Raw genomic sequence first — 16,361 nt, 5'->3', positions numbered from 1 at the left:
CTTCGCGAGCAGGCTCGCTCCCACATTTGAAATGCATTCCCCTGTGGGAGCGAGCCTGCTCGCGAAGGGGCCGCTACCAGCACCGAAGATTACAGACACAAAAAAGCCCCCGGACACATCACTGTCCGGGGGCTTTTTGTTTGTCAGCGCAGGCTGATTACTTCTTCAGACCATAGTGCTCATCGAGCATGCCCGGCGAGTTCGGGGTCTTCGGTGCGTAGTCGCGTGGTGGCTCCTGATCGCGCGGTGGCGTCAGGCGTTCACGTGGCGCGACTGCCGCGTCGGCGTGCAGGGCGGCGATCAGGCGCTGGCGGGTCTGCTCGTCCAGGGCCAGACGATTGGCGCCCTCGGCGAGATGATCCTGCACTTCCTGATAGCTCTGGGTCAGCTTCTTGACCAGCATCGCGGTGCTGTTGAAGTGGGTGACCACTTCATTTTGATAACTGTCGAAACGCTCCTGGATATCATCCAGTTGACGCTGCGTACGGCTCGGCGCGGCGTTCGGCGCAACGCGCGCGATCAGGAATCCAATGGCGACACCCACAACCAGGGCAAGAGTCGGTAACAACCAAACTAAGAGCGAGTGTTCCACGAGTCCTTCCTCTATAAACGGCTTTGCTTTACGTTAACGGCTCGAACCTGCGCTGTATACCGCGATTCACTCGCAATAGATTGGCACAGACAATTTGCTAGACGAGTCGACCCGATTCGAGGTCACGGAGTTCCTTCCTTGCTGATGCGTGAAACCCCTGTAGTGATTGATGGCCCAGTCGGCCAAATCGAAGCTTTGTACCTCGACAACGAGCAGCCGCGCGGCATCGCGCTGATCTGTCATCCGAACCCGGTGCAGGGCGGCACCATGCTCAACAAGGTCGTCTCGACCCTGCAGCGCACCGCGCGCGACGCGGGCCTGATCACCTTGCGCTTCAATTATCGCGGCGTTGGTTCCAGTGAAGGTTCGCACGATATGGGCACTGGTGAAGTCGACGATGCCCAGGCAGCCGCCAAGTGGTTGCGCGAGAAACACCCGGATCTGCCGCTGACGCTGTTCGGTTTCTCCTTCGGCGGATTTGTTGCAGCCAGTCTCGGCGGGCGTCTCGAAGCGCAGGGCGAGCAGCTTAAGCACCTGTTCATGGTCGCCCCGGCGGTGATGCGCTTGGGCGAGCAGGATCAACTGCCGCAACAGGGCGAACTCACGGTGATCCAGCCGGAAACCGACGAAGTCATCGATCCGCAACTGGTTTACGACTGGTCGGAAAAACTCCAGCGCCCCCATGAGCTGCTGAAAGTGGCAGAATGCGGACACTTTTTTCATGGCAAGCTGACCGATCTCAAGGATCTGATCCTGCCGCGTCTCTCGAATTGATTGCAGTCTGACAAGCGATTACCCATGACGAACCGTACCCGTATCCTCACCGGCATCACCACCACCGGCACGCCGCACCTGGGCAACTACGCCGGCGCCATCCGGCCGGCAATCCTCGCCAGCCGCGACGGCAATGCCGATTCTTTCTACTTCCTGGCCGACTACCACGCCCTGATCAAATGCGATGACCCGCTGCGCATCCAGCGCTCGCGTCTGGAAATCGCCGCGACCTGGCTGGCCGGTGGCCTCGATGTCGACCGCGTGACTTTCTACCGCCAGTCCGACATCCCGGAAATCCCTGAACTGACCTGGCTGCTGACCTGCGTTGCCGCCAAGGGCCTGCTCAACCGTGCGCACGCTTACAAGGCGTCGGTGGACAAGAACGTCGAAACCGGTGAAGACCCGGATGCCGGTATCACCATGGGCCTCTACAGCTACCCGGTGCTGATGGCGGCGGACATCCTGATGTTCAACGCGCATAAGGTGCCGGTCGGTCGCGACCAGATCCAGCACGTGGAAATGGCCCGCGACATCGGCCAGCGCTTCAACCATCTGTTTGGTCAGGGCAAAGAATTCTTCACCATGCCCGAAGCGCTGATCGAAGAGAGCGTGGCGACGTTGCCAGGCCTCGACGGTCGCAAGATGTCGAAGAGCTACGACAACACCATCCCGTTGTTCTCCAGCGCCAAAGAGATGAAGGACGCGATCTCCCGCATCGTCACCGACTCAAAAGCGCCAGGCGAAGCCAAGGATCCTGACAACTCGCACCTGTTCACCCTGTTCCAGGCTTTCGCCACGCCAGCGCAGGCTGACGAATTCCGCAGCGAACTGTTGGGCGGTCTGGGTTGGGGCGAGGCGAAGAACCGTCTGTTCCAGCTGCTCGACAACGATCTCGGCGAAGCGCGCGACAAGTATCACCAGTTGATCGAGCGTCCGGCGGATCTGGAAGACATCCTGCAGATCGGCGCCAAGAAGGCCCGTGCGGTGGCAACGCCGTTCCTCAACGAACTGCGCGAAGCCGTTGGCCTGCGCTCTTTCGTCAATCAGGTTCAGGTTGCCGCGACGACCAAGAAGAAAGCCGCGAAAGCCGCGCGTTTCGTCAGCTTCCGTGAAGACGACGGCAGCTTCCGTTTCCGCCTGCTGGCGGCCGATGGCGAGCAACTGCTGTTGTCGCGCAACTTCGCCGACGGCAAAACCGCCGGGCAGGTGACCAAGCAGCTGCAATCCGGCCAGCCGCTGGACGTGCGCAGCGAAGACCTGAGCTTCAGCGTGTGGCTGGAAGGCGAGTGCGTCGGTGACAGCCCGGCGTTCGCCGACGCTGCTGCGCGGGACGCGGCCATCGAGGCGCTGCGCGTCGCGCTGACCCCGGTTCAGGACTAATCGGCGGCACGGTCCGACCAAGGGCCGATTGCCATTCCCCCGGGCCGTCGCTACAGTGACGGCCCGTTTTTGTTGCCTTGCTAACGAATTATGACGCCCCTAGAACGATACCAAGCTGATCTGAAACGCCCGGACTTCTTCCATGACGCCGCGCAGGAAACTGCTGTGCGTCATTTGCAGCGTCTGTACGAGGATCTGATCGCCGCCGATCAGAACAAGCCGGGTCTGCTGAGCAAGCTGTTCGGCAAAAAAGATCAGACGCCGGTCAAGGGCCTGTATTTCTGGGGCGGCGTAGGTCGCGGCAAAACTTACCTGGTCGACACCTTCTTCGAAGCGTTGCCGTTCAAGGAAAAGACCCGCACCCACTTCCACCGCTTTATGAAGCGCGTGCACGAAGAAATGAAAACCCTCGGCGGCGAGAAAAACCCGCTGACCATCATCGCCAAGCGCTTCGCGACCGAGTCGCGGGTGATCTGCTTCGATGAATTCTTCGTCTCCGACATCACCGACGCGATGATCCTCGGCACGCTGATGGAAGAACTGTTCAAGAACGGCGTGACTCTGGTTGCGACCTCGAACATCGTGCCGGACGGTCTGTACAAGGACGGTCTGCAACGTGCGCGCTTCTTGCCGGCGATTGCGCTGATCAAGCAGAACACCGAGATCGTCAACGTCGACAGCGGCGTCGACTATCGTCTGCGTCACCTCGAACAAGCGGAGCTGTTCCACTATCCGCTCGATGAAGCCGCTCACGAAAGCCTGCGCAAGAGCTTCAAGGCACTGACGCCGGAATGCACTGCCGCGGTCGAGAACGATGTACTGATGATCGAGAACCGCGAAATCCGTGCCCTGCGCACTTGCGACGACGTGGCCTGGTTCGACTTCCGTGAGCTGTGCGACGGCCCGCGTAGCCAGAACGACTATATCGAGCTGGGCAAGATCTTCCACGCCGTGCTGCTCAGCGGTGTCGAGCAGATGAGCGTCACCACCGACGACATTGCCCGCCGCTTCATCAACATGGTCGACGAGTTCTACGACCGTAACGTCAAGCTGATCATTTCTGCTGAAGTCGAGCTGAAGGATCTGTACACCGGCGGCCGTCTGAACTTCGAATTCCAGCGCACGCTGAGCCGTCTGCTGGAGATGCAATCGCACGAATTCCTGTCGCGGGCGCACAAGCCTTAAGCGGATCTCGGCAAAGAAAAAGGGCCTGCGATTGCAGGCCCTTTTTTATGTCCAGAATTCACCGCAATACCCTGTAGGAGTGAGCCTGCTCGCGATAGCGGTGGATCAGTCACATAAATGCTGCATGGACGGACGCGATCGCGAGCAGGCTCACTCCTACATGGGGTTGTGTATGGGCAGAGGGCTACGCAGCCTGCTGAAACTGCTGCCGATACTGGTTCGGCGACAGCTCCGTATGCTGACGGAACAACCGCGCAAAGAAGCTCGCATCGTCGTAACCGACCTCATAACTGATGGTCTTGATGCTCTTGCGGCTGCCGGACAGCAAGCCTTTCGCCGTCTCGATACGCAGCCGTTGCAAGTAATGCAGTGGCTTGTCACCGGTGGCGGTCTGGAAGCGCCGCATGAAGTTGCGGATGCTCATACCGTGCTCGCGTGCGACATCTTCGAAGCGGAACTTGTCGGCGAAATGCTCTTCGAGCCAGTGCTGGATCTGCAGGATGATCACGTCCTGGTGCAGCTTTTGCCCACCGAACCCGATACGCCCCGGCGCATAGCTGCGCTGCACTTCATAGAGAATATCGCGAGCCACCGCTTGCGCGACGTTGGCCCCACAGAAACGCTCGATCAAGTAGATGTACAGGTCGCAAGCTGACGTGGTGCCGCCAGCGCAATACAAGTTGTCGGCATCGGTCAGGTGCTTGTCCTGATTGAGATAGACCTTGGGAAAGCGCTCGGCGAAGGCATTGAAGAAGCGCCAGTAAGTGGTCGCTTCCTTGCCGTTGAGCAAGCCGGCCTCGGCCAGCCAGAACACCCCGGTGGCTTCGCCGCACAACACCGCGCCACGGGCGTGCTGTTCACGCAGCCAGGGCAACACTTGGGGATAACGGCCGCACAGCGTGTCGAAATCGTCCCAGAACGCCGGAAGGATAATGACATCGGCGTTTTCCAGGCCGCCGTCGACCGGCATCACGACGTCACTGAAGCTGTTCACCGGTTTGCCGTCGGGGCTGACCAGGCGCGTTTCAAACGCCGGTGTCAGGCCGTGGCCCAGTTGTTTGCCATAACGCAGGCTGGCCAGATGGAAGAAATCCTTGGCTTGCATGAGAGTGGAGGCGAAAACCCGGTCGATTGCCAGGATGCTGACGCGCCGCAAGGGCGTGGAGACTTGCTTGGACATAATTCAACTTTTGTTTTGTTTTTATAAGGGAAAGTGGTCACCAGACGGCTGGATCGTCTTATTTTTTGTCGGATGTGTCCAGTGTCCCGTGTCAGAAGGGAGGCTTAGTCTCTGAAGGTCATCTCCCTCCAACAACAAAGAAAGGTGCCGCATGATCCCCAGAACCTTGTTTAGCTCCGAGCACGAATTGTTTCGCGACAGCGTACGGACCTTCCTCGAAAAAGAGGCGGTGCCGTTCCATGCGCAATGGGAGAAACAAGGCCACATCGACCGCAAACTCTGGAACAAGGCCGGGGAGGCGGGGATGCTCTGCTCGCACCTGCCGGAAGAGTACGGCGGACTGGGGGCGGATTTTCTTTACAGCGCGGTAGTGATCGAAGAGGTCGGCCGGCTGGGCCTGACCGGCATCGGCTTCTCGCTGCATTCGGACATCGTTGCGCCTTACATCCTGCATTACGGCAGTGAGGCGCTGAAGCACAAGTATCTGCCGAAACTGGTCTCCGGCGAGATGGTCACGGCTATCGCCATGACTGAGCCGGGTGCGGGTTCCGATCTGCAGGGCGTCAAGACCACCGCCGTGCTGGACGGTGACGAGTACGTGATCAATGGTTCGAAAACCTTCATTACCAACGGCTTTCTCGCTGATCTGGTGATTGTCGTCGCCAAGACCGATCCTAAGGCCGGCGCCAAGGGCACCAGCCTGTTTCTGGTGGAGGCAAATACGCCGGGCTTCGAGAAGGGCAAACGCCTGGAGAAGGTCGGAATGAAGGCGCAGGACACGTCGGAATTGTTCTTCCAGGACGTACGCGTGCCGAAGGAAAATTTACTGGGGCAGGCCGGGGCGGGGTTCGCTTACCTGATGCAGGAATTGCCGCAAGAGCGCCTGACCGTGGCGATTGGTGGCCTGGCTTCGGCAGAAGCAGCGTTGCAATGGACAATCGATTACACCCGTGATCGCAAGGCATTCGGCAAGGCGATCGCGGACTTCCAGAATACCCGCTTCAAACTGGCGGAAATGGCCACGGAAATTCAGATCGGTCGTGTGTTCGTTGATCGCTGTCTTGAGTTGCATCTGCAAGGCAAGCTCGATGTGCCGACAGCGGCGATGGCCAAGTACTGGGGCACCGACCTGCAATGCAAGGTGCTCGACGAATGCGTGCAGTTGCATGGCGGCTACGGCTTCATGTGGGAATACCCGGTGGCCCGGGCATGGGCGGATGCGCGGGTGCAGCGGATTTATGCCGGCACCAATGAAATCATGAAGGAGATCATTGCGCGGTCGCTTTGATGATCGTTCCCACGCTCTGCGTGGGAATGCCGCCGGGGACGCTCCGCGTTCCGCTTTGGTGGTGCTCTGATCGGCCTCTTCGCGAGCAGGCTCGCTCCCACAAGGATCACGCTGTACCTGTTGGAGCGAGCCTGCTCGCGAAGCTTTTAGCGTTCAATCAAGGCGCAGGATTCGGATGATCCTTGTGAATCGCCTCGATCCCTTCCAGCACTTCATCCGACAGCTTCAGATCGAAGCTGGCGATGTTGCTGTCCAATTGCTCAAGCGTCGTTGCCCCAATGATGTTGCTGGTGACAAACGGCTGCTGCGTCACGAACGCCAAGGCCATTTGCGCCGGGTCCAGACCATGTTCACGGGCCAGCGCCACATAACGGCTGCACGCTGCTTCCGACTGTGCATTGAAATAGCGGCTGAAGCGGCTGTAGAGGCTCAGGCGACCTTTCGGTGGGCGCGCGCCACCCTCGTACTTGCCTGACAGGAAACCAAACGCCAGCGGCGAATAGGCCAGCAGGCCGCACTGTTCGCGGATGGCGATTTCCGCCAGGCCGACTTCAAAACTGCGGTTGAGCAGGTTGTACGGGTTCTGGATCGACACGGCGCGCGGCCAGCCACGGGCTTCGGCCAGCGCCAGAAAACGCATGGTGCCCCACGGGGTTTCGTTGGACAGGCCGATGTGACGGATCTTGCCGGCCTTCACCTGCTCGTCGAGCGCTTCGAGGGTGTCTTCCAGCGGCGTCAGGTTGGCTTCGATCTTGTGTTTGTAGCCCAGCTGTCCGAAAAAGTTGGTGCTGCGCTCCGGCCAGTGCAGTTGGTACAGATCGATGTAGTCGGTCTGCAGGCGTTCGAGGCTGGCGTCCACCGCTGCGGTGATGTGCTGGCGGTTGTGGCGCAGGTTTTTGTCGCGGATGTAGTCGATGGTGTTGCCGGGGCCGGCGATCTTGCTGGCGAGGATCCAGTCGGCCCGGTCGCCGCGACTTTTGAAGTAATTGCCGATATAGCGCTCGGTGGTGGCATAGGTTTCGGCTTTCGGCGGCACCGGGTACATCTCGGCGGTGTCGATGAAATTGATCCCCGCTTCTTTGGCCCGTTCGATCTGGGCGAAGGCTTCAGCTTCAGTGTTTTGCTCGCCCCAGGTCATGGTGCCGAGGCAGATTGCACTCACGTTCAGGTCGGTACGGCCTAGCTGGCGATAGTCCATCGGGTGCTCCTTGGGCAAAACAATCATAAAAGCAGGTTGAAATATTTTTCGCAATCTGCATAATTGCCGACCTCTTTCTGCAGTGGAAGTGATGCGCCGCCGCCGAAGAATCTTGCCGTTGAACGGACGCGCCGACCCGAGCCCCCGAAAGCGTCTGTATCCGGCTGCCTTTGACTTGTCAAAGTACGCACTATTCAGTAAGATCCGCCGTCTAATTTACAGGGCGGCCCCTGAGGCTATAAAGAATGAAAACTTTTACTGCTAAACCGGAAACAGTAAAGCGCGACTGGTTTGTCGTCGACGCTGCTGGTCAGACCCTGGGTCGTCTGGCCACCGAAATCGCGAGCCGTCTGCGTGGCAAGCACAAGCCTGAGTACACTCCTCACGTTGACACCGGCGACTACATCGTCGTAATCAATGCTGAGCAGATTCGTGTTACCGGTGCTAAAACCACTGACAAAATGTACTACTCCCACTCCGGTTTCCCGGGCGGCATCAAGTCGATCAACTTTGAAAAGCTGATCGCTAAAGCCCCTGAGCGCGTGATCGAGACCGCGGTTAAAGGCATGCTGCCTAAAAACCCACTGGGTCGCGACATGTACCGTAAGCTGAAAGTCTATGCGGGCGCTGCACACCCACATACTGCTCAGCAGCCCCAAGAACTGAAGTTTTAACGGAATAGTACATTATGTCGGCGACTCAAAATTACGGCACTGGCCGTCGCAAGACCGCAACCGCACGCGTTTTCCTGCGTCCGGGTACTGGTAACATCTCCATCAACAACCGTTCGCTGGAAAACTTCTTCGGCCGTGAAACTGCCCGCATGGTAGTTCGCCAGCCGCTGGAGCTGACTGAGACTGTCGAGAAATTCGACATCTACGTCACCGTGATCGGCGGTGGTGTAAGTGGTCAAGCTGGCGCAATCCGCCACGGCATCACTCGCGCTCTGATGGACTACGACGAAACCCTGCGTGGCGCTCTGCGCAAAGCTGGCTTCGTTACTCGCGACGCCCGTGAAGTTGAACGTAAGAAAGTTGGTCTGCGTAAAGCGCGTAAGCGTCCGCAGTACTCGAAGCGTTAATTCCGCTTCCGCGTTCAAAAAGAACGCCCGCCTCCTCACGGAAGCGGGCGTTTTTTTATGCCTGTGATTTATCAAAGAATTGCGCTGCGACAACTTGCCACTTCCGTAGACCCCCTATACTGCAAGGCTTGAGGGTACGAGCTCCGGGTAATTCCCTTGTCAGAATTGGGGCTTTTCATTACCATCTCGGCAAAATTTTTATAAGTAACATTGATTTATTTAGTAGACGCCTGATTTAACAGGCCACAAAAGCTGATGGGAGAGGACTGAATGAGCAATGACGGCGTGAATGCAGGCCGGCGTCGCTTCTTGGTAGCAGCCACATCCGTGGTGGGTGCTGCAGGAGCGGTGGGGGCTGCGGTCCCGTTCGTGGGGTCATGGTTTCCCAGTGCCAAGGCGAAAGCCGCCGGTGCACCGGTGAAAGTGAATGTCAGCAAAATCGAGCCAGGACAGCAGATGATTGCTGAGTGGCGCGGCCAGCCGGTGTTCATTGTCCGCCGTACCGAGGAAATCCTGGGGAATCTCAAGAAGATCGAGGGCCAGCTCTCCGATCCAACCTCCAAAAACTCCACGCAACCCACCTATGTCGACCCTGAAGTGCGCTCGATCAAGCCGGAAATTCTGCTGCTGATCGGGATCTGCACGCACCTGGGTTGCTCGCCAACTTTCCGTCCCGAAGTGGGACCTGCGGATCTGGGCAAAGACTGGGTCGGTGGCTATTTCTGCCCTTGCCACGGTTCCCACTACGATCTGGCTGGCCGCGTCTACAAGTCGCAACCTGCGCCTTTGAACCTGCCAGTTCCCCCGCATTCCTATGAGACCGATGACCTGATTGTCATTGGCGTCGATACGGAGAAAGCGTGATGAGCAAATTCATGGATTGGGTTGATGCGCGCTTTCCTGCGACAAAAATGTGGGAAGACCATCTCAGCAAGTATTACGCGCCAAAAAACTTTAACTTCTTCTATTTCTTCGGCTCCCTGGCGCTGCTGGTTCTGGTAAATCAGATCGTCACCGGTGTCTGGTTGACGATGAGCTACACGCCGTCGGCAGAAGAAGCCTTCGCCTCCGTTGAATACATCATGCGTGACGTCGAGTACGGCTCGATCCTGCGTCTGCTGCACTCGACCGGCGCTTCGGCCTTCTTCATCGTGGTTTATCTGCACATGTTCCGGGGTCTGCTCTACGGCTCGTACCAGAAACCGCGTGAGCTGGTCTGGGTGTTCGGCATGCTGATTTACCTGGCGCTGATGGCCGAAGCCTTCATGGGTTATCTGCTGCCGTGGGGCCAGATGTCCTACTGGGGTGCCCAGGTGATCATCTCGCTGTTCGGTGCGATTCCGGTCATCGGCAACGACCTGACCCAGTGGATTCGTGGTGACTACCTGATCTCCGGGATCACCCTGAACCGCTTCTTCGCCTTGCACGTTGTCGCGCTGCCGATCGTGATTCTCGGCTTGGTGGTGCTGCATATTCTGGCGCTGCACGAAGTCGGTTCGAACAACCCTGACGGCGTCGACATCAAGAAGCACAAAGATGAAAACGGCATCCCGCTGGACGGCATTGCCTTCCACCCGTACTACACCGTGAAAGACATTGTCGGTGTTGTGGTGTTCCTGTTTATCTTCTGCTTCATCGTGTTCTTCTTCCCGGAAATGGGCGGCTACTTCCTCGAAAAACCAAACTTCGAGCAAGCCAACCCATTCAAGACGCCAGAGCATATTGCGCCGGTCTGGTACTTCACACCGTTCTACGCGATCCTGCGTGCGATCCCTGACAAACTCATGGGCGTTATCGCCATGGGGGCGGCGATTGCGGTGCTGTTCGTGCTGCCGTGGCTCGATCGCAGCCCGGTCAAGTCGATGCGCTACAAAGGCTGGATGAGCAAAATCTGGCTGCTGGTGTTCTGCATTTCGTTCGTGATTCTCGGCATTCTCGGTGTGCTTGCGCCGACGCCGGAGCGAACCTTGCTGTCGCAGGTCTGCACATTCCTGTACTTCGCCTACTTCATTCTGATGCCGTTCTACACCCGGCTCGAGAAGACCAAACCGGTTCCGGAAAGGGTGACTGGCTGATGAAAAAGTTATTTTTTGCTCTGATTTTTGCTGCGTTGCCTGTGCTGTCTTTCGCCGCTGAACACGGTGGTCCGGAGCTGGAAAAGGTCGACATCGACGTTTCCGACAAGACTGCCCTGCAGGATGGCGCACGCACCTTTGCCAACTATTGCATGGGTTGTCACAGTGCCAAGTTCCAGCGTTACGAGCGGGTTGCCGATGATCTCGGTGTGCCGCACGAACTGATGCTGGAGAAGCTGGTGTTCACCGGTGCCAAGATCGGCGATCACATGAACATTGGCATGCAGCCGGCGGATGCCAAGACCTGGTTCGGCGCGGCACCACCGGATCTGACCCTGGTCGCTCGCGTACGCGGCACCGACTGGCTCTACGGTTACCTGAAGTCGTTCTACGAAGATCCTGCACGTCCATGGGGTGTGAACAACAAGGTCTTCCCGAACGTCGGCATGCCTAACGTACTGGTCGGCCTGCAAGGTCGTCAGATCATAGACTGCAAGCAGGTGCCGATCGTCGAGGACGGCAAGAAGCAATATGACCCACTGACCGGTACGCCGTTGACGCATGAGGCGTGTGATCAGTTGGTCATCGTGCCGAAATCCGGTGCTCTGAACGAAGAGCAGTTCGATGAGAAGGTCAAGAATCTGGTAACCTTCCTGGCTTACTCGGCTAACCCGGTTAAGCTGCAACATCAGCGCATCGGTACTTATGTCTTGCTGTACCTGGCGTTCTTCTTTGTGTTCGCCTACCTGCTCAAGCGTGAATACTGGAAAGACGTGCACTGATACGCTTCAAGCATTGCTGTTAATCGCGCGCGCCCAAGGGCGCCTCCGATAACGCAACGTCTGGTCAGCCAGAGGTTGCGGGAGGCGCCCTCTGGGCGCGCGCGTTTTTCCGGTTCCGATAATTCAACAAGCGAGGAGGATCGCCATGGGCGTGACCAATCGGTTGGCCTGTTACTCCGACCCCGCCGACCACTATTCCCACCGAGTACGCATTGTGCTTGCAGAGAAGGGTGTCAGCGCCGAGATCATTTATGTGGAAGCTGGTCGTCAGCCGCCTAAACTGATTGAGGTAAACCCTTACGGCAGTCTGCCGACGCTGGTCGATCGTGACCTGGCGTTGTGGGAGTCGACCGTGGTGATGGAATATCTGGATGAGCGTTACCCGCACCCGCCGTTGATGCCGGTTTATCCGGTGGCGCGTGCCAACAGCCGTCTGCTGATTCATCGTATTCAGCGCGACTGGTGTGGTCTGGTGGATCTGATTCTGGATCCCAAGTCCAAGGAGGCCGCGCGTGTCGTGGCGCGCAAGGAATTGCGTGAAAGCCTGACGGGCGTGTCGCCGCTGTTTGCCGACAAGCCGTTTTTCCTCAGTGAGGAACAAAGTCTGGTGGATTGCTGCCTATTGCCAATACTCTGGCGTTTGCCGATTCTGGGTATTGAACTGCCGCGGCCAGCCAAGCCGCTGCTTGATTATATGGAGCGCTCGTTTGCGCGTGAGGCTTTCCAGGCGAGTCTGTCTGGTGTCGAACGCGATATGCGCTAAGGCTTAAGGAGCCGCTATGAACTCCAGTCGACCTTATCTGGTCCGCGCGCTCTACGAGTGGATTGTTGATAACGATTGCACCCCGCACATGCTGGTCAATTCCGAATACCCGGCAGTGCAGGTGCCACAGGGTTTCGCCAGTGACGGGCAGATTGTCCTGAACATCTCGCCCAGTGCCGTGCGTCATCTGCACATGGACAACGACGTGGTGACCTTCGAAGGTCGCTTCGGTGGCGTCCCGCACAGCCTGTACGTGCCGATCAGCGCAATCCTTGGGATCTATGCCCGGGAGAACGGTCAGGGCATGGTGTTCGATATCGAGTCACCCATGGATGACGAGGATGACATTGAGCCGGATGACGACCTGCCGCCACCGGACAGCGAGCCACCGCGCCCAAGCGGTCGGCCGAGTTTGAAAGTGGTGAAGTAATAAAAAAGGCGATCCGGATGGATCGCCTTTTTTGTGCGCGTTTCGGCTGTCAGTCAATGTATTCGAACAGCTTCACGATTTTCTGTACGCCAGAAACGCCCTGTACCAGATTGGTCGCCTGAGTGGCTTCCTGTTTGGTCAGCAGGCCCAGCAGGTAGACGATACCGTTCTCGGTCACGACCTTGATGCGCGAGCCAGGGATGCTGGCGTCGGTGAGCATCTGGGTCTTGATCTTGGACGTCAGCCAGGTGTCGTTCTGGCGCGCCAGGAAGCCGGACGGTGGTATGACTTGCAGTTCGTTATGAACGGTTTTTACCCGTTGCACGGCGGCTGCTGCCTGTTCAGCTTTGGCTTTCAGGTCTGCGCGAGGTGTCTGGCCGGCCAGCAGTACGACACCGTTGAAGCTGGTGACGACGATGTGCGAATCGTTGTCCAGGGCCGGGTCGGCCTTGGCCACGTTCACGCCCACTTTGGTTTCGATCAACGAGTCGTCTATCTTGCTGCCGAAGGTGCGGGTACCGCGGTCGTCGTCGATCGGTGCTTCACGGCTGGCATTCACCACCGAGGTGCAGCCGCTGATGCCGAGGCACAGGGTCAAGGCCAGAAGGCCAAGGCGATTAGGGGTCATTCTTCACTCCCGAACAGTTGGCTGTCGATCAGATCGCAAAGGCAATGGATCGCCAGCAAGTGGACTTCTTGAATACGTGCAGTGACATTGGCCGGTACGCGAATCTCGACGTCCTCGGGCAACAGCAGCGACGCCATGCCGCCGCCATCGCGTCCGGTCATAGCTACGACAATCATTTCGCGATCATGTGCGGCCTGGATCGCTTGAATAATGTTCGCCGAGTTGCCGCTGGTCGAAATCGCCAGCAAGACATCGCCTGGCTGACCGAGCGCACGGATCTGTTTGGAGAACACTTCGTTGTAGCTGTAGTCGTTGGCGATCGAGGTGATCGTCGAGGTGTCGGTGGTCAGGGCGATCGCCGGCAGGCTCGGGCGCTCGCGCTCGAAGCGGTTGAGCAACTCGGAGGAGAAGTGCTGGGCATCGCCGGCCGAGCCGCCATTGCCGCACGAAAGCATTTTGCCTTCGTTGAGCAGGGCGTTGACCATGATCTGGCTGGCTTGCTCGATGTGCGGTGCAAGTACGTCCATCGCCTGTTGCTTGGTGTCGATACTGGCCTGGAAAAGCTGGCGAATTCGGGATTGCATGTCCATCTGTGTGACCTTAAGTAGCGCGGCTGTCCGGCACATGAATGTGCAGCCCGCAAAGCAAAGAGCAAAATTTGTCGGTGGGATTGTCCGGGTCGCAACGCCGACGATCAACTGTCGAAAGCATTCTGCAACCAGTTCAGCTGATCCGGATGGCTGTCGATGGCCACCACGTCGAAGCGGCAAGGGGAATTGGCCCAACGCGACTCGCGCTGAAGAAAATACTGCGCAGCGAAAATCAGTTTCTGCTGCTTGCGCCCATCGATGCTAGCGAGCGCGCCACCCCATTGAGTGTTTTTTCTGTAGCGAACTTCAACGAATACTACTGTATCGCCATCAAGCATGACCAGATCAAGCTCGCCGCGTTTGCATAACCAGTTCTGCGCCAGCAGGCGCAGACCTTGTTGTTGCAGATGCTCGAGCGCCTGGCGCTCGGCATCCTTGCCGCTTTGCGAGCGTGACCTGTCGGGCATCAGCGCGGAGTATCCGGCAGGCGCTGAACCTGGCCGCTGACGAATTGCGCCCAAGGCAACTGACGCACGACGCGTTGGGTCTGAGTCATGCCGAGGCTGCCCGACTCACCGTCGATGCGGCTGTCCGGCAGGGCTTTGAGTTGACCCAGGCGCGGTGCCAGCCGATAGGCATCCACACCCATCGCGTACAGGCGGCCGAGGCTACCGGCGGCTTGTGGCCACTGCGCAACCACTTGCTGACGCAGTGGATCGCTGGTGTCCAGCAGCCACGGGGTTTCGCAGAAGCGAATGCCGTTCATGTCGTTGTACTGGTTGACGTCGCCACTGGCGCTGTAAACGTGCGAGGTCGCGTAAACCGGAACGTCACCGGCGTACTGGAAGTTCAGGGTCGGTTTGATCTGTTGCGCCTGTTGCGGCGTGGCAGCGAGGAAGATGAACTCGATGTCCTGACGACGCGAAGGCTGCGCGGCTACGTTGGTGCCGGCGGCATTCTGCAGGCTCTTGGCGCGGGCTTCGCTCTGACGCAGCTGGAACATGTCGGCGATCTGCTGGGCCAGTTGCACCGGCTGATCAACGCGTTCGGTGGCGACGATGCTGCCGCCATTGGCCTGCCAGTCCTGACTGAATGCGCGCAGTACGCGGTCGCCCCATTCGCCTTTCGGCACCATGATCGCGGCGCGGTGCAGGCCATCGGCGCGGGCGCGGCGCGAAACTTCGCGGGCTTCGTCTTCAGCGGCCAGACCAAACTGGAACAGTTGCGCCGGGCCTTGATCGCCTTCGCTGTAATTCAGCGCGAGGGTGGTGATCGGCAGTTGCGGACGGGTACTCAGTTGTTTGACCAGTGGTTTTTCCAGCGGGCCGACAACCAGTTGCACGCCGTCAGCCTGAGCCTTGCGGTAGAACTCGTCCATCGAGGTCAGTTTCGAGCTGTCGTAGAACTCGATCGCCGGCGGCTTCTGCCCGGCTTGTTGGGCCTGGTAGTGCGCAGCCATGAAACCTTCACGCAGTGCCTTGCCGACGGCGGCCAATTGACCGTCCTGCGGCAGCAGCAGGGCGATTTTGCTCAGTGGCTGGCTGGCCAGTTCCTTGAGTTTGGTCAGCGGCAGCGGCAGGTTGATTGCGGCCGGGTGCTTTGGATTCTGCGCGCGCCAGGTATCGATCGCCGCTTGCTGTTGTTCCAGGGTGCCGGCGGATTTCACCGCCATTGCCAGACCCATCCAGCCGCCGAGATCGTCGGTGCTGTTTGGCTGCAGTTGGTCGGTCGGCAGCGAGCCAATCAGGGTCCAGATCGCTTCGTGGTTCTTGCTCGCGGCTTCGCCCTGCAGCATCGGCGCGATGAACACGCGCTCGCGGGCGGCAGCTAGGGTCTGGCCATCGGCTTCAAGGGCGCGGGCATGCACGGTGCCGGTGCGCACTTGCTGCTCTTCAGGCATCTCGCCCAAATGTTGCAGGCTTGGATGGCTCAGGGCAGTCAGCGCAGCTTTCGGCTGATTGCGGGTCATGGCCAGTTCGGCATTCAGCGTGCTGGCGAAAATCTGCTGGCCGGGCTTCAGTTGCTCCATCGGCACTTGCTGCAGGATTTGCGCGGACTGACCGGCGTTGCCCTGGCGATAAGCCAGATCTGCAGCGCTGAGGCGCAACAGGGCGGCTTTTTCCGGGGTTTTCGCCTGGCTAGCCTGTTCGAGCAGTTGCTCGATGCTGGCATCCGGAGTCCGTGGAAGTTCGCCGAGGCTGGAGGAAGGGGAGCTGGCACAAGCCGCCAACAGGGCAGCGAGGCAGAGGGCAGTGAACAGCCGCAGGCAAGCGATCATGTAAGTGTTCCTGATACTCGATCAAATTAGCGTCGAATTGTACCCAAGCACTGGCCGGGGCGCGATGTTACTGGCGTGAATCGGACAATTTAGCTGGAGTAAATGTTGCGGCGGCGCACAACGGCGTGCAAAACCGG

General features: G+C 58.7%; 18 protein-coding genes. 11 read left to right on the top strand and 7 right to left on the bottom strand.

What is annotated here, in order from left to right; all coding sequences use genetic code 11:
* Positions 1-157: 157 nt before the first annotated feature.
* Positions 158-592, bottom strand: coding sequence for a YhcB family protein (locus ACW9IR_RS16170; protein WP_007917055.1), 435 nt, complete (start codon positions 590-592; stop codon positions 158-160).
* A gap of 144 nt (positions 593-736) precedes the next feature.
* Between ACW9IR_RS16170 and ACW9IR_RS16165 the strand changes: the two genes are divergently transcribed.
* The 3 genes from ACW9IR_RS16165 to zapE all read left to right on the top strand — a co-directional run bounded on the left by ACW9IR_RS16165 (position 737) and on the right by zapE (position 3,931).
* The gene (locus tag ACW9IR_RS16165; RefSeq protein ID WP_457464156.1) at positions 737-1,366 is read left to right on the top strand and encodes an alpha/beta hydrolase; all 630 of its coding nucleotides are present in this window, start codon (positions 737-739) and stop codon (positions 1,364-1,366) included.
* Positions 1,367-1,390: 24 nt separating this feature from the next.
* Positions 1,391-2,746 carry a tryptophan--tRNA ligase gene (locus tag ACW9IR_RS16160; protein WP_457464153.1) on the top strand — a complete coding sequence of 452 codons (1,356 nt, stop codon included), beginning with the start codon at positions 1,391-1,393 and terminating at the stop codon, positions 2,744-2,746.
* Positions 2,747-2,836: 90 nt separating this feature from the next.
* Positions 2,837-3,931: a cell division protein ZapE gene (gene zapE, locus ACW9IR_RS16155; protein ID WP_034156483.1), complete on the top strand. Its 1,095-nt coding sequence runs from the start codon at positions 2,837-2,839 to the stop codon at positions 3,929-3,931.
* A 184-nt stretch (positions 3,932-4,115) separates the two neighbouring features.
* Here zapE and ACW9IR_RS16150 read toward each other — a convergent pair whose 3' ends face one another.
* Positions 4,116-5,012, bottom strand: coding sequence for a GlxA family transcriptional regulator (locus ACW9IR_RS16150; protein ID WP_175555647.1), 897 nt, complete (start codon positions 5,010-5,012; stop codon positions 4,116-4,118).
* Between the two features lie 250 nt (positions 5,013-5,262).
* On the opposite strand from ACW9IR_RS16150, the gene ACW9IR_RS16145 reads away from it, so the two are divergent.
* Positions 5,263-6,399 carry an acyl-CoA dehydrogenase family protein gene (locus ACW9IR_RS16145; protein ID WP_457464150.1) on the top strand — a complete coding sequence of 379 codons (1,137 nt, stop codon included), beginning with the start codon at positions 5,263-5,265 and terminating at the stop codon, positions 6,397-6,399.
* 157 nt (positions 6,400-6,556) lie between these two features.
* Here the strand turns inward: ACW9IR_RS16145 and ACW9IR_RS16140 are convergent, their stop codons facing one another.
* Complete coding sequence (locus ACW9IR_RS16140; protein ID WP_008080271.1) at positions 6,557-7,597, bottom strand: NADP(H)-dependent aldo-keto reductase; 1,041 nt, start codon at positions 7,595-7,597, stop codon at positions 6,557-6,559.
* 245 nt (positions 7,598-7,842) lie between these two features.
* Between ACW9IR_RS16140 and rplM the strand changes: the two genes are divergently transcribed.
* The 7 genes from rplM (at position 7,843) to ACW9IR_RS16105 (ending at position 12,728) form a co-directional block, all read left to right on the top strand.
* Positions 7,843-8,271 (top strand): 50S ribosomal protein L13, encoded by a 429-nt coding sequence (gene rplM, locus ACW9IR_RS16135; RefSeq protein WP_007917032.1) that lies wholly within the window; start codon positions 7,843-7,845, stop codon positions 8,269-8,271.
* A gap of 14 nt (positions 8,272-8,285) precedes the next feature.
* Complete coding sequence (gene rpsI / locus ACW9IR_RS16130) at positions 8,286-8,678, top strand: 30S ribosomal protein S9 (RefSeq protein ID WP_008080273.1); 393 nt, start codon at positions 8,286-8,288, stop codon at positions 8,676-8,678.
* 270 nt (positions 8,679-8,948) lie between these two features.
* Entirely contained in the window at positions 8,949-9,542 is a 594-nt protein-coding gene (gene petA, locus ACW9IR_RS16125; protein ID WP_457464147.1) for a ubiquinol-cytochrome c reductase iron-sulfur subunit, read from the top strand.
* Positions 9,542-10,753, top strand: coding sequence for a cytochrome b (locus ACW9IR_RS16120; protein ID WP_007917029.1), 1,212 nt, complete (start codon positions 9,542-9,544; stop codon positions 10,751-10,753). The genes petA and ACW9IR_RS16120 overlap by 1 nt, the downstream gene beginning before the upstream one ends.
* The gene (locus tag ACW9IR_RS16115; RefSeq protein WP_457464145.1) at positions 10,753-11,535 is read left to right on the top strand and encodes a cytochrome c1; all 783 of its coding nucleotides are present in this window, start codon (positions 10,753-10,755) and stop codon (positions 11,533-11,535) included. The genes ACW9IR_RS16120 and ACW9IR_RS16115 overlap by 1 nt, the downstream gene beginning before the upstream one ends.
* 145 nt (positions 11,536-11,680) lie before the next feature.
* Entirely contained in the window at positions 11,681-12,298 is a 618-nt protein-coding gene (locus tag ACW9IR_RS16110; protein ID WP_007917025.1) for a glutathione S-transferase N-terminal domain-containing protein, read from the top strand.
* A 16-nt stretch (positions 12,299-12,314) separates the two neighbouring features.
* Entirely contained in the window at positions 12,315-12,728 is a 414-nt protein-coding gene (locus ACW9IR_RS16105; RefSeq protein ID WP_016985146.1) for a ClpXP protease specificity-enhancing factor, read from the top strand.
* Between the two features lie 49 nt (positions 12,729-12,777).
* Here ACW9IR_RS16105 and ACW9IR_RS16100 read toward each other — a convergent pair whose 3' ends face one another.
* The 4 genes from ACW9IR_RS16100 to ACW9IR_RS16085 all read right to left on the bottom strand — a co-directional run bounded on the left by ACW9IR_RS16100 (position 12,778) and on the right by ACW9IR_RS16085 (position 16,224).
* Positions 12,778-13,356: a BON domain-containing protein gene (locus tag ACW9IR_RS16100; RefSeq protein WP_007917023.1), complete on the bottom strand. Its 579-nt coding sequence runs from the start codon at positions 13,354-13,356 to the stop codon at positions 12,778-12,780.
* Positions 13,353-13,946: a phosphoheptose isomerase gene (locus ACW9IR_RS16095; RefSeq protein WP_007917022.1), complete on the bottom strand. Its 594-nt coding sequence runs from the start codon at positions 13,944-13,946 to the stop codon at positions 13,353-13,355. The genes ACW9IR_RS16100 and ACW9IR_RS16095 overlap by 4 nt, the downstream gene beginning before the upstream one ends.
* 104 nt (positions 13,947-14,050) lie before the next feature.
* Complete coding sequence (locus tag ACW9IR_RS16090; RefSeq protein ID WP_016985145.1) at positions 14,051-14,413, bottom strand: YraN family protein; 363 nt, start codon at positions 14,411-14,413, stop codon at positions 14,051-14,053.
* Complete coding sequence (locus ACW9IR_RS16085) at positions 14,413-16,224, bottom strand: penicillin-binding protein activator (protein ID WP_150795710.1); 1,812 nt, start codon at positions 16,222-16,224, stop codon at positions 14,413-14,415. The genes ACW9IR_RS16090 and ACW9IR_RS16085 overlap by 1 nt, the downstream gene beginning before the upstream one ends.
* Positions 16,225-16,361 lie beyond the last annotated feature (137 nt).

This window comes from Pseudomonas sp. SDT291_1_S447, from assembly GCF_054070155.1.
This window is presented reverse-complemented; position numbering and strand designations above follow the sequence as displayed.

Coding starts and splice junctions, on each gene's coding strand:
- ACW9IR_RS16165 (WP_457464156.1), top strand. CDS start 737: ATGCGTGAAACCCCTGTAGTGATTGATGGCCCAGTCGGCCAAATCGAA.
- ACW9IR_RS16160 (WP_457464153.1), top strand. CDS start 1,391: ATGACGAACCGTACCCGTATCCTCACCGGCATCACCACCACCGGCACG.
- zapE (WP_034156483.1), top strand. CDS start 2,837: ATGACGCCCCTAGAACGATACCAAGCTGATCTGAAACGCCCGGACTTC.
- ACW9IR_RS16145 (WP_457464150.1), top strand. CDS start 5,263: ATGATCCCCAGAACCTTGTTTAGCTCCGAGCACGAATTGTTTCGCGAC.
- ACW9IR_RS16140 (WP_008080271.1), bottom strand. CDS start 7,597: ATGGACTATCGCCAGCTAGGCCGTACCGACCTGAACGTGAGTGCAATC.
- rplM (WP_007917032.1), top strand. CDS start 7,843: ATGAAAACTTTTACTGCTAAACCGGAAACAGTAAAGCGCGACTGGTTT.
- rpsI (WP_008080273.1), top strand. CDS start 8,286: ATGTCGGCGACTCAAAATTACGGCACTGGCCGTCGCAAGACCGCAACC.
- petA (WP_457464147.1), top strand. CDS start 8,949: ATGAGCAATGACGGCGTGAATGCAGGCCGGCGTCGCTTCTTGGTAGCA.
- ACW9IR_RS16120 (WP_007917029.1), top strand. CDS start 9,542: ATGAGCAAATTCATGGATTGGGTTGATGCGCGCTTTCCTGCGACAAAA.
- ACW9IR_RS16115 (WP_457464145.1), top strand. CDS start 10,753: ATGAAAAAGTTATTTTTTGCTCTGATTTTTGCTGCGTTGCCTGTGCTG.
- ACW9IR_RS16110 (WP_007917025.1), top strand. CDS start 11,681: ATGGGCGTGACCAATCGGTTGGCCTGTTACTCCGACCCCGCCGACCAC.
- ACW9IR_RS16105 (WP_016985146.1), top strand. CDS start 12,315: ATGAACTCCAGTCGACCTTATCTGGTCCGCGCGCTCTACGAGTGGATT.
- ACW9IR_RS16100 (WP_007917023.1), bottom strand. CDS start 13,356: ATGACCCCTAATCGCCTTGGCCTTCTGGCCTTGACCCTGTGCCTCGGC.
- ACW9IR_RS16095 (WP_007917022.1), bottom strand. CDS start 13,946: ATGGACATGCAATCCCGAATTCGCCAGCTTTTCCAGGCCAGTATCGAC.
- ACW9IR_RS16090 (WP_016985145.1), bottom strand. CDS start 14,413: ATGCCCGACAGGTCACGCTCGCAAAGCGGCAAGGATGCCGAGCGCCAG.
- ACW9IR_RS16085 (WP_150795710.1), bottom strand. CDS start 16,224: ATGATCGCTTGCCTGCGGCTGTTCACTGCCCTCTGCCTCGCTGCCCTG.